This window comes from Klebsiella spallanzanii (genome assembly GCF_902158555.1).
Taxonomy (GTDB): domain Bacteria; phylum Pseudomonadota; class Gammaproteobacteria; order Enterobacterales; family Enterobacteriaceae; genus Klebsiella; species Klebsiella spallanzanii.
Genome location: NZ_CABGGS010000047.1, coordinates 37,371 through 50,479 on the forward strand (window position 1 = coordinate 37,371; position 13,109 = coordinate 50,479).

General features: G+C 52.8%; 5 protein-coding genes. 3 read left to right on the forward strand and 2 right to left on the reverse strand.

The features are described 5' to 3' along the window. Positions 1-28: 28 nt before the first annotated feature. From FN082_RS28485 to hslJ, 3 genes are all read left to right on the forward strand, one after another. The gene (locus FN082_RS28485; protein ID WP_139538052.1) at positions 29-529 is read left to right on the forward strand and encodes a DedA family protein; all 501 of its coding nucleotides are present in this window, start codon (positions 29-31) and stop codon (positions 527-529) included. A gap of 146 nt (positions 530-675) precedes the next feature. After that, on the forward strand, positions 676-1,665 hold the full coding sequence (locus FN082_RS28490) for a 2-hydroxyacid dehydrogenase (RefSeq protein ID WP_139538051.1): 990 nt from the start codon (positions 676-678) through the stop codon (positions 1,663-1,665). Positions 1,666-1,790: 125 nt separating this feature from the next. Beyond that, positions 1,791-2,231 carry a heat shock protein HslJ gene (gene hslJ / locus FN082_RS28495; protein ID WP_142461621.1) on the forward strand — a complete coding sequence of 147 codons (441 nt, stop codon included), beginning with the start codon at positions 1,791-1,793 and terminating at the stop codon, positions 2,229-2,231. Here the strand turns inward: hslJ and FN082_RS28500 are convergent. Then, the gene (locus FN082_RS28500) at positions 2,228-2,500 is read right to left on the reverse strand and encodes a putative hemolysin (RefSeq protein ID WP_139538049.1); all 273 of its coding nucleotides are present in this window, start codon (positions 2,498-2,500) and stop codon (positions 2,228-2,230) included. The two genes, hslJ and FN082_RS28500, sit on opposite strands and share 4 nt — an antisense overlap. Positions 2,501-2,719: 219 nt before the next feature. Next, positions 2,720-13,048 carry a TipJ family phage tail tip protein gene (gene gpJ, locus FN082_RS30315; RefSeq protein WP_235892161.1) on the reverse strand — a complete coding sequence of 3,443 codons (10,329 nt, stop codon included), beginning with the start codon at positions 13,046-13,048 and terminating at the stop codon, positions 2,720-2,722. Positions 13,049-13,109 lie beyond the last annotated feature (61 nt).

Below are 13,109 nucleotides of genomic sequence, written 5' to 3' on the forward strand. Positions count from 1 at the left end.
ACATCTGCAATCACAAACGGGCGATCCTGTGGAGTTGATTATCTCGCTGGTGGAGCACGCTCAGCGCCATTATTCATTGGTATTGCTGATGGTTTTCCTGCTGACGTTCACTAAATCCTGCGCCGTTATCTCGCTGCTGATACCGGGCACCTCGGGGCTGCTGCTGTTTGGTACCCTGGCCTCCACCAGCGTCGGGCATTTCTTGCTAATGTGGCTTAGCGCCAGCCTCGGCGCAATCGGCGGATTCTGGCTATCGTGGCTGGCAGGACGCCGCTACCGACACCATCTGCATCGCATTCGCTGGCTTAATGCCGAGCGTCTGGCCCGTGGCCAGCTGTTTCTGCGTCGTCACGGCGCATGGGCGGTCTTTTTTGGCCGTTTTCTCTCCCCGTTGCGCGCCACCGTCCCGCTGGTGACCGGCGCCAGCGGCACTTCTCACTGGCATTTTCAGCTCGCTAACGTCAGTTCCGGTTTGCTCTGGCCGCTAATGCTGCTGGCCCCGGGGGCTTTAAGCCTCAATTTGTGGTGAAACGTATTGTCTTTTAAACAGATTTCTTAACCCGGCGATATGCTCTAGAATTATTACTATAACCTGATGATTAAACTAATTTTTAATATTTGTAAGATTATTTTAATTATGCTACCGTGACGGTATTATCACTGGAGAAAAGTCTTATGAAAATCGCTGTGTATAGTACGAAGCAGTACGACAAGAAGTATCTGCAGCATGTTAATGATGCATACGGCTTTGAACTCGAATTTTTTGACTTCCTGCTAAACGAGAAAACCGCGAAAACCGCCAACGGCTGTGAAGCGGTGTGCATCTTCGTTAACGATGACGGTAGCCGCCCGGTGCTTGAAGAACTGAAGGCCCACGGAGTGAAGTACATCGCGCTGCGCTGCGCCGGTTTCAACAACGTTGACCTCGATGCCGCCAAAGAGCTGGGCCTGCGCGTGGTGCGCGTTCCGGCCTACTCGCCGGAAGCGGTCGCAGAGCATGCTATCGGCATGATGATGTCGCTGAACCGCCGCATTCACCGCGCCTATCAGCGTACCCGCGACGCTAACTTCTCTCTGGAAGGGCTGACCGGTTTCACCATGCACGGTAAAACCGCGGGGGTTATCGGCACCGGTAAAATCGGCGTCGCCGCGCTGCGCATTCTTAAAGGCTTCGGTATGCGTCTACTGGCATTTGACCCGTATCCAAGCGCTGCGGCGTTAGATCTTGGGGTGGAGTATGTCGACCTGGAAACGCTGTACAGAGAGTCAGATGTTATCTCCCTGCACTGCCCGCTGACCGATGAAAACTATCATTTGCTGAACCATGCCGCTTTCGAACAGATGAAAGACGGCGTGATGATCATCAATACCAGCCGTGGTGCGCTGATCGACTCTCAGGCAGCGATTGACGCCCTGAAGCACCAGAAGATTGGCGCACTGGGAATGGACGTATATGAGAACGAACGCGATCTGTTCTTTGAAGATAAGTCGAATGATGTTATCCAGGACGATGTGTTCCGCCGTCTCTCCGCCTGCCATAACGTATTGTTTACCGGTCACCAGGCGTTTCTGACCGCGGAAGCGTTGATCAGTATTTCGCAAACCACTCTCGACAACCTGCGTCAGGTGGATGCTGGAGAAACCTGCCCTAACGCGCTGGTCTGATATTCCTTTCCCTTTTGTGCTCCCCCTCTGCGGGGGGCACATTCAGATAATCCCCACAGAAATCGCCTGCGATAAAGTTACAATCCCCTTCATTTATTGATGTGATAAATATTTTTGGAGATTAAATGAACAAATTTGCTGCGCTGCTGGCGGCGGGAATGTTGCTATCGGGCTGCGTCTATAACAGTAAGGTGTCGACCGGAGCGGAACAGCTTCAGCACCACCGTTTTGTGCTGACCAGCGTCAATGGGCAACCGCTAAATAACGGTGATAAGCCGCTGGAACTGAGCTTCGGCGAAAAGATGCCGGTAACTGGCAAGATGTTCGTTTCAGGTAATATGTGCAACCGTTTCAGCGGCACGGGCAAAGTCTCTGACGGTGCGCTGAAGGTTGAAGAGCTGGCAATGACCCGCATGCTCTGTACCGACTCGCAGCTCAACGCCCTGGACGCTACGCTGGGTAAAATGCTGCGCGAAGGCGCGCAGGTCGACCTGACGGAAAATCAGCTCACGCTGGCCACCGCCGATCAAACGCTGGTCTACAAACTCGCCGACCTGGTGAATTAATAGTTACCGCAGCTTCCGCCTGCCAGCGCCTGCTCGCTGCAGCGCTTGCCGTTTGGCAATGCGCACATGCCGATAGCTGAGCCATCAAGCTGGCGGGCCACCGATAACGAGCCGCCAACCATCGCGCAGTTTGCCTCACCGCTGCTGCTCATCGCGGCACGCATCCCTGGCGACACATGCGCCGCCGTTGCCTGCTGAACAGGTTCATCATTGCTGCTGCACGCCGACAGTAACAACGCGGCACATCCTACTAAAAAAGCTGCTCGCATCTTCTCTCCCCTCAGATACATCTGAAAATGAACAAACCCAAGAATAATAGGCAGCGCAGCGTCCGGCGTCGAGAGGCGAAGTACGTATTTATGCGCCGTATTAACATTTTCTAGCAATTTTTTTGTTAAAAACAATGATTCGAGACCTCTATATGTTCCTATGGAAATCAGCAGAAGCTGGATCTTCCCGCTTGCTGAGCGGGAAGATCAGAACTAACTTTACGCCAACTTAATAGAATTAGAGGCACGATATAGCATGATTACTCCAGTGAAACTAAAAGTTCCAGAATCATTTCGATTAGGCCAATGAATAGTTAATATCTGTTTATTACCCCATTCTGTTGCCGGTATATCAAGAGTAAAGCTATCCGAAGTTAGTTCATGTCGATTATTACCAGTATCATATTGCCAAAGGATATCTTCATTTAATCTGATTGTAATTTTCTGACGCCATGAATTGGTAATCCTTGTACTTCCCCAAAAAACCATCCGTCTTCTGAAGGGAACGCCATCAATTGTCGCAATTGAGTATCTTATGTCTGATTTTGTTCCATTCTCATTACCCCATTTTTTCTCGACATGCTCAGTCATTGTTGCAATATCACCAACAATTCGCTCCGCATAAATCGTTCCTTTAACATCACAACTCTCATCAATAGTGACGTTTTTCAACCGACCAGAATCCGCCTCAATGTTGCCCCTGACAGTCACATTGTTAAACTCACTCTCGCCGTTTTTCGCAATACTCCAACCGCTCTTTCCTGCTGAATAGTTGGTAGAAGAAATACGGTCTGCAATTTTCGCAGTCGTGATAGAGCCGTTTTTAATCCGCGTAGAATCAATATAAAGCTCATTTCCCTCAGCAATCATCACTGGTACGGCCGTCGCGTTGTTGCGGTTAAATAGCGAGAAACGATCGGCATAGAGGATCATGTCGCTAGTTGAACCATCACTCCCGAGCACAATCCCGGCACTCACTTTCTTCCCGTTATTCGTCTCAACCTTAATCGAATACAGTGAGTTAACTTTGTCATTTGTTTCGGCGAGGGCCGTTTTTTGCTCCTGTACTGAACTGCTTACCTTCCCATCCAGTGTATCTACCGTAGCATCCAAGGTTTTCAGCTCGTCAGCTTTAACTGAGAGCAATTTATTCGTTTCTATCACTGTGGCAGTGAGTGAGTCCAACGCCTTGGCACTTGCTTTTTTCCCTAAATCAACCTCAAGTCCATCGACTTTCTTACTCTGGGCCTTAATTAGATCCCCATTTTTTTCAACCAGGGTATTCAGGGCGGTAAGAGCCGAAGAGTTAGCAGTATTCGCCACTTCATCGCTGACATTGATGCAGAACGCGTCGTCCACATACAGATAACCCGCCGAAAGGCTGGAGCGCAGTGAGATTGTCAACTCTGCGTCTGCCGTCGGCTTATAGTCGCCGCTGATATAAGTCCATGCAATACCGACGCTGGCCGGAATCGTAATGTCTTTCAGCGGTCCCGAGCTATTACGGATGCTGATTTTGGTATTATTGGTATTGCTGATGGCCATGTCACCAGACTTACGCACCCAGGCACCGATGCGGTACGTCTGGCCGCCGGTAAGCTTCACCGTCTGGTCACAGGCCGTGGAGCCGCTGGATGTCTTCGTTGCCTGGATAATGTACTTCCCGGATTTCGGGTTCTGCGCCGCCAGCGTACTCCAGCCCGAGTTACTCCAGCCGTCAAAACCGCGCTCGAACGAGTTGTTCGCCAGCATGTTGCCCGGCATTGATTTTGCTGCGTCGGCATCCTGCTGGGTGGTCACAATGCTGTTATTCAGGGACGTGACGCTACTGCTCTGACTGTCCAGCTTCCCTTCGGCGCTCGTCACCCTGTTGGTCAGCGCGGTCAACGCTGTCGCATCCGCTTTCTTATTAACGTTGCCATTGGTGGTTGCCAAGTCGTTCGTCAGCTTTGTGATGCTGCTGCCCTGGCTTGTCAGCGTGCCTTCTGCGCTAGTCACTCTCGTCGTCAGACCGCTGATGGCTCCCGCGTTAGCCGCAATATCCACCTCACCGGTGATATCAACAAAGTAGAAGTCGTCAAAATACTGCGCACCGGACTTCAGTGACGAGTTGACAGAAACGTTCACCATACCATCTACCGTCGCCTTCCACGTGCCGGTCAGCTCAATCCATGAGGCATTAGTGGGCAGGTTCGCTGTATTGAACTGGCGGTCGTAAAGCAGAGATGCCTGGCCAATACGCAGTTTATTATTGCCCTGGTCATTCATCACCGAACCGCCCTGAGCGCGGGCAAACACACCGATTTTATAGGTGTTGCCTTTGACGACCGGGACCTGCTGATAAATGCCCGCCAGCCCCGTGCTACACATTAAAATCTTACCGCCATAGTTCGGTGACTGGGCGCTGATAACCGAGGTGATGCTGCTCCACCCGGTGAATGCATCCTGACCGCGCTCAAATGAGCCGTTGGAAATCAGGTTACCGGGAATCTTACCATCCGCAGCCAGGCTGGTCGTGGTATCACTCAGAGAATTATTCAACTGCGTCAGGCTACTGCCCTGGCTGGTCAGGGTCTTACCCTGCTCAGTTACCGTGCTCTGCAGTGACTGCAGCGCGGTCGCATCCGCCTTCTTGTTGACATTGGCGTTCGTTGTCGACAGGTCACTGGTCAGCTTTGTAATAGCGCTGTTCGCCGCCGTGATACCTTTCCCTTGCTGCGTGACCGTGTTCTGCAGGGTCTGCACGGCACTCGCATCCGCCTTTTTACTGACGTTGGTATCCGTTGTCTTCAGCCCGTTCTCCAGCGCCGTGGTCCGGGTTCCAATGCTGGACAGCGTATCGCCCTGCTGAGTGACTTTCGTCGTCAGGGAATCCACTGCAGAGGCCGTGGCGTCAGATGTGACCTGTGCATTGTATGCGTCGGTGACATCTGTGATAACCATGTCGTCGATATACAGATTATAACCCGGCGTGTTGCTGCCGTTAGCCCCACGGGTCGAGACCCATACTGCGGCACGGGTCGCGCCTTTCGCTGTGGCTTTTGCATAACCGGAAAATTTAACCCATCGGTCACGACCGCCCAGCGCGGACTCGCTGACATTGGCAGCTACCAGCCATGAGTTAGCGCCCGCATCATTTTGCACATTGAGGCCGACCGCCGTGATCCACCCACTTGACGGGTTTTCACTGGAAGGCATCATCGCCCAGAATTCAACCCTGAATACTGCTGTGTCGCGAATGGCCAGACGCGAACCGATCATGTCGTCGCTATTGCCGTTTGTGTTCGGGGCGCGCGTAACACGCATGCATTTGCCACCAGAGTAACTAATTCCGCTAACCACCCGCGCTGACCCGCCCAGATTGTGGTTTGCATCGTAGGTTTCAAACGTTCCGTCCAGCCACGGGTTTGAGCCTTTGCGGGCATTAATATTCAGCGAGCTGTTCAGGCTGGTAATGCTTTCTGCATGGCTGCTGATATCCTTTTCCGTCTGCGTTACCCGATTAGATAACGCGTTTAAGGCAGTGGCGTCAGCCTTCTTCGTCACATTTGCGTTGGTCGTTGTCAGGTCGTTTTGCAGTTTAGTGATCGCGCTGCCCTGGCTGGTCAGCGTATTGCCTTGCTGAGTGACTTTTGACGACAGGTCGTTTACTACACTGGCGTCCGCTTTACCGGCTACACCATTTGAGGAAAACACAACAACGCGACGGACAAACAGTCGCGCACTGGTGGCCGGTGCCCAGCTACCCGCAGCGAACCGGAGATAGGCAAAATTACTGGCGAAATCTGCCGGAATGGTCAGCTCAACGCTCTTTGTCTGCCAGGCTGTCGTGACTCCTTTTAGCCATGCCGTAGTGGATGCCAGCCAGCCGACCGGGTTATTCAGGTCAGAAATCACACCAACGGTATCAGCGGAAATATTCGACATCGCTTCAGAGGATTTAAACTCAAACGTAACGGTTAATTTCGTATCAGGCTCAACCGGGATGCGGGTCTGGTTGGCCACACGAATGGAGCCTGTCGTCGTTCTCAGCGCCTTTTCCCCGGCATCATACGTAAACGCGGAGCCAGTGCCGGAGTCCACCCATAGCGAGAGGTCAGATTCCATCCCCCCGTTAGCAATCAGACTGCCGGATATCAGCGATGCCTGAAGCTGTGTGATGCTGTTGCTCTGGCTGGTCAGCTTCCCTTCAGCTTCGGTAACCCGGTTACTTAACGAGGTGACGGCTGACGCGTCGGCCTTCTTCGTGATGTTCTGGTTGGCGGTAGAAAGTCCGTTCTGAAGACTGGTGATACTGCTGCTCTGGCTGGTCAGTGTCCCTTCGGCATTGCTGACCCGGCTTGTCAGATTACTGATTGCGCCCGCATTAGCCGCAATGCTGCTCTCGTCCGTAATATCAACGACATAAAAATCATCAAAGTATATTTCACCGGCAGACAATGACGACCAGATCGCAGCCTCAACAATCATATCTGAAGACGCTTTCCAGGAACCGCTAATGTCTGTCCAGGTAGATCCCGTCGGTAGGTCCGGCGTAATAAAATTCACCGCAGAAAGAATCGAACCGCTGGTATCACCAATTCTCAGCTTGTGATACGACTGGTCTGCCGTGACTGCTGCCCCATTACGACGGGTGAATACACCGATCCTGTAGGTCCGGTCAGCTTTTACATTGATGCGTTGAGAAATCGCCGCTTTACCTTCGACACAACGCACTATCCTGCTACCGCTATGCGGAGCCGATGCCGTGGTAAATGTCGCCGCGCCAGAGACTGTCCAGCAGTTGCTCCCTAATTCAAAACCACTATTAACGAGCATGTTACCCACAACGGCGACGCTGGCCACAGCATCATCCTGCATAGCAGCAACATCATTTTGCGTTGTACTGAGGGTGTTATTGAGCGTCGTCAGGCTGCTGCTCTGGCTTGCCAGCGTTTTACCCTGTTCCGTTACCTTGTTCTGCAACGTCTGCAGCGCAGCTGCATCCGCTTTCTTGCTGACGTTGGTATCCGTTGTCTTCAGCCCGTTCTCCAGCGTTGTGGTCCGGGTCCCGATGCTGGTGAGCGTATTTCCCTGCTGAGTCACTGTCGTCGTCATAGAATCAACAGCAGACGCCGTGGCATCAGCTGTACTCTGAGCCTTCGCTGCCGCCGTGATGTTCCGGCAGTGCCAGTCGGTCGCATACCAGATGGTACCAAAGGGTGAACTCTGGTTAATCTGCAGGAACGGTCTGAAGTAGCCCTTCGCCGCAACCGCAGCGGTAACCGTATAGCGCCATGTGGTACGTACCCAGGTTTTTCCTGCTGTTGCAGAAACCGAACCTCCCGAGTTTGCGGCAGCAATACCACCCGAGGGAGAAGACGCTGAGGCCACATACAAATTGAATGCAGCCGTACCAGCGCCACAGGCAACCAGCGCCGATATTTCAATCACATCACCGGCAGTCGCCGGAATGTTGTTCATCTTTGGAATATGGTCGCGTGAGGTCAGTTTGGCAACATACGCATAAGGGCAGTTCGCAGGAACGCCGGATGCCGACGACTCCACCACGGGTAAACCCATGCGGTCATAGTCAGAATCAAACGTGGGGTTAGGGATTAAGTCATCCCCAGCAGCACCCACTGCTCTGATAGCCGAAGTTAAGCCGGTGATATTGCTGTTTGCCGCCGTCAGGCCGCTTTCCGTCTTCTCCACCCGCCCGGTCAGTGACGTCAGGGCGCTCTGTTCCGCCTTCTTGCTCACATTCGTGTTAGTCGTTGTCAGGTCATTCTGCAGCTTAGTGATCGCGCTGCTCTGGCTGGTCAGCTTGCCTTCCGCCGTATCAACCCGGCTGGTCAGGTCAGTCACTGCTGAAGCATTTGCCTTCTTCGACACGCCGGTCGATGAGAAAACATCGACTTTACGGATATAGAGACGCGCACTGGTAGCCGGTGCCCAGCCGCCAACGGCAAATCGCAGATAAACATAATTTCCGGTAAAACTGGCCGGAATGGTCAGTTCCACGGTTTTCGTCTGCCAACTGGTCGTCACCCCACTCAACCAGGGCGACACAGAAGACAACCAGCCAATCGGATTACCTAAATCTATTATCACGCCGACGGTATCAGACGATATGCTGTTAACCGTTTCCGATGTCCTGTACTCAAAAGACACGGTCAGAATGGTATCGGCCTCGACGGGGATACGCGTCACGTTGGCAACACGAATGGAACCGGTGGTCGTTCTCAGGGCTTTTTCACCTGAATCGTGAGTGAATGCCGAACCGGTCCCGGAGTTCTCCCAGAACGACAGATCCACATCCATTCCGCCGTTGCTAATCAGACTCCCTTCAGCCATGGAGTTTTTCAGCATCGTCAGCTGACCAGACTGAGTGGTCAGGCTTCCTTCCGTCGCGGTTACCCGGTTAGTTAGGGCGGAGAGTGCGCTCGCATCGGCCTTTTTACTGACGCTGGCATTCGTCGTGGTCAGGTCGTTCTGCAGCTTTGTTACCGCGGAGCCCTGACTGGTCAATGTTTTGCCCTGCTGGGTAACAGTGGACTGCAAACCAGTTATAGCGCTGCTGTTTGCAGACACACTCGATTCGGCTTTTCCTACACGGTTCGTCAGTGAGGTCAGCGAACTGCCCTGAGACGTGAGCGTGGTGCCCTGCTGTTCGACTTTTTGTGTCAGTGACTGCAGGGCGCTGGCATCGGCTTTTTTCCCGAGCGTGGTTTCCAGCCCGCTGATTTTGCTGGCCTGTGCGCCCTGTGCGGTCGACAGGGAACTCAGTTCCTCCGCCACGGAGGATTTATTTTCGTTGAACTGCGTCTGGAGAGATTCCCGCGCCACGACCTCCGCACGATCGGCAGTGATACGCGCGTTCATTTCCTGATACAGCAGGCCGGAGCGTAAATCGCTCAAGCTGTTACTGTCACTGGTCCCCCTGATCTGCGCCGCCAGCGTGGAGCGTTTCAGCACCTCCGCTTCGTCGGACTGGGTGCGGGCCATCTCCTCATTGCGTAATGCTGAAGTGCTCGCCGCCGGTGCCGGACGCCCGACGGATATCCAGTGGATCAGGAAATAGTTGTCAGCGTTCTGCCCCAGGGCCAGATCGAGGCGAAAGCGGCGGACCGCGCCAGACGCATTCCAGTTCACATCTGCGATGGCCACCACGCTGATACCGTCACCATCAAACTCCTGCTCGGTGATATTCACAGAGCGAGCATCACTCCAGCCCTGCTCATCCACACCGATCCAGTAGAGTCGCCCTTTCCACACAGGATTACCTACACGCTTGATACGCAGCATGATAGTGCGATAGGAAGAGGCCGGGATTTTCTGCCCGTTGGGCGAGCGGCAGGATGAGTTACTGTTCGACGCTTTCAGCCAGCCGTCACCCGTGATTTGCATCGGGATCTGGCTGGAATCGTCCTCGGTCCAGCCTTCATTACTGTCGCTGAAATACCAGATGCTATGTGAGTCGAACTGCTGCCCGCTACCGGCGGAAATTTCAGAAATCTGACGAGCCAGCGATTCATCGCCATCCTGAATAATCGTCTGCAGGGTATCAATGGCGGCGACGCGCTCATTTTTTTCATTCAGCAGTTGGTCTGCCGCCTGCGCAGCTTTCGCGTTGACGTCTGCTATACGGTCGGCGGTCTCCTGTTTTACCGCTTTGTCCCAGCCCGTATTCGCCTGAGCGATGGACTGTTTCAGACTGTTTTCAACCGTCTGCAACTGGGATTTTAATGCGGTATCCCCCTCGGTCAGGGTTTTGTTGACGTCGGTTATCTGCTGGTCAACGGAGGCATTAATGTCGCTCACAGCATCGGTGATGCTCTTGTTCACCGCCGTGATATTGTCACTGAGCGTTTGATTGACGAGGTCGATATTCTCCGTGATCGACTTGTTGACCGAGTCTATCTGCCCGTCAACCTGTTTACCGATCTCCGCGACGGTCTCATCAATACTCTGGTTAATATCAGCAACCTGCTGCGCGACCTCTTGACGAATAGCATCGGCGGTTCCCGTCAGCGCGTTATGCGTCTCTTCAACATCGCTCTGAACTTCCTGCCAGGCAGACGTATCCTTAATTGCATCCGTCAACTGGTCGTAATATTCGCTAATGTCATCGCTGGCCTGCCCCTGAACCCAACTTGTCCACGGGCTTTCATTGCCAAGGCGATCGACAATACGCGCCCGGTACCAGAACGCTGCAGCAATCTGCAGGCCCATCTGCTGATACGATTTCCCTGGAAACGCCACGTCAGCCAGCGTCATCGCTCCATTGCCTGTCTGATTTGGGCTGTACTGCAGCTCGGTTTTCTGCGTATCCCCGCTCCCTTCCTGGAACGCCCAGCTCAGTTGTACACCGTGCAGGAGCGGTGTGGTGGTCAGCGCCAATGGTGCCGATGGCAGGCCGGTTTTTCCGCTCAGCGTTTTCTCGGCTGAATACGCCCAACCGCTGGAGACCTCTGCGGCATTGATAGCGCGCACTCTTACCGTATATCGCCCGGAATAAATTCCGCCGACATCAAACGATGTGACAGAACTGCGAGGAACATTTACCCAGTTACCTTCATTGCGACGCCACTGTGCTTCATAAGCAATGGCATTTTTTACTGTCGCCCAGTGAACCTGTAGTGTTTCAACGCTAATGCCCTGATTAACCACCGCATAGGACTCAACGACGATATTAGCTGGCGCACTTTGATTTACCGGGGGAATAACGCTGACTGGTCGACTGTCGATAATTGCGCCAGTATCAATCCTCGCATATTTATCAGGATCGTGAGCGGCTGCGGAAATAGTGAATGTGCTATCGTTATTATCTTTAACGCTCACGACACGATATTGCTGAACCTTGAGAGAATCAGATTCTACAGCCCACACGCATTCTGTTTCCGGTACTTCAGTATATTCGGTAGTAACGGTAACAACATGTCCATCGACGCTCTCTATGGTTCGGCTTTGCGTCACGCCCGATGGCAGGTTCAGCAACAACCGATCTCCGGCTTTCGCTTCCGTCTGGCGATCGAGCGTAATCACGCAACCGTCCACTTTACTGGTGCGGCCACCGTTGACTTTTCCCGCCAGCATCTCGTCTGCCACCGCAATGACATAACCGGGTTGCGGAATATTACCGTCGAGTCCGACGGAAAAAGTGACTACGCGGTCTTTATTGTTAGTCAGGATCCCCCAACGCCCTTTACGGTTAGCCTCCGACTGGCGGGTACAGCCAATCGCCGTCAGTTCAAGCTGATTGAAGCCATAGCGAGCCACCAGCGGCTGCTCAAAAACCGGTTCCATCGCATCAGCATATTCGTTCTCAGGATCGGACCAGGAAACCAGCGCGTTGGTATAGCGCGTTTTGCTACTGCTGCTGGCATATTGAAAACGACCATTAATCACGTTAGCCCTGGTGTAGGTGTAGTCAATATCGCGAGGCATATCCGCCAGCGCTATCACCTGATCGCCACTCCAGCAGGTCATGCCGCGGAAAATAGCGGCAAAATCTCGTAACACCGTATAGGCATCATTGCGATCCTGAATATAGACGTTACAAAGATAGCGCGGCTCGGTGCCATCACCGCCCTTACCGTCAGGCACAGTTTCATCGCAATAACGGGCAACCTGATACAACGTCCATTTATCGATATTTTCTGAGGTAAGACGGTTTCCCAGACCAAAACGATCGGTAACGATCAGATCGTAAAATATCCATGCTGGGTTATCCGTCCATGCCCATTTAAACACTCCCGTCCAGATACCCGAATATTGTCGGGTTTCGGGGTCATAATTGTCAGGAACGCGAATAACGCGCCCGCGAGGACTACAGGCGATTTTGGGGATTGAACCATTAAACTGACGGGAGTCAAACTCCACGTACAGCAAGGCCGTATTGGGGTAACGTAGCTTTGCATCGAGAATCTCAGCATAACTTTGCAACGTCATGGCATCGCCAATTTTTGAGGTGCTGACGTCTTCTGTGACCTTACGCAGGCGCAAAACCCAGCCCGTATTAGCCCGAGGTAAATCAATTCGATGGCATCGTTCATAACCGGAAGAGGTTTTACCAGTAACCGCGCTTTCCAGCACCGTCTGCCAGCTACCTCCGTCGGTTTGCAAATCGACAGCGTAGCTCACGGAGTTACCCATCAGATCGCCGTTATCTTCTTGTTTAAATAAAGATGGCCATTTTAAGCGCAGGCGCACGGCGGAAAGCTGAGTATTACTAAAAGAATGGGTCCAGGCCGTTTTACTGGAAATTTCCGTACCTACGTTAATTTCATTTTCTGAACCTGGGATCCCCTGAATATAATTCTGTGCCTGCGTTCCTGGACGAAACTCCCAGGCTACACCACTAAAATTTTGTGAACCATCGGAATTTTCCAGCGGCGTACCGTCAAGATAAATATCTTTAGCGGTGAGCGCACCGGCAAATTCACCTTCGCCCAAAGCAAGAAGAATTTTGGCTTTTGCTACAGATTGCAAATCATCTGGCTGTTCCGTTGGGGTACGCGGACTCGAACTCCCGCCCTTGCGCCCTTTAATGAGGTGCTGTGTCATAGATATTATGTCCATAAAAAAACCACCCGAAGGTGGCCAGAAAAAGAGAGGGACCAGATAT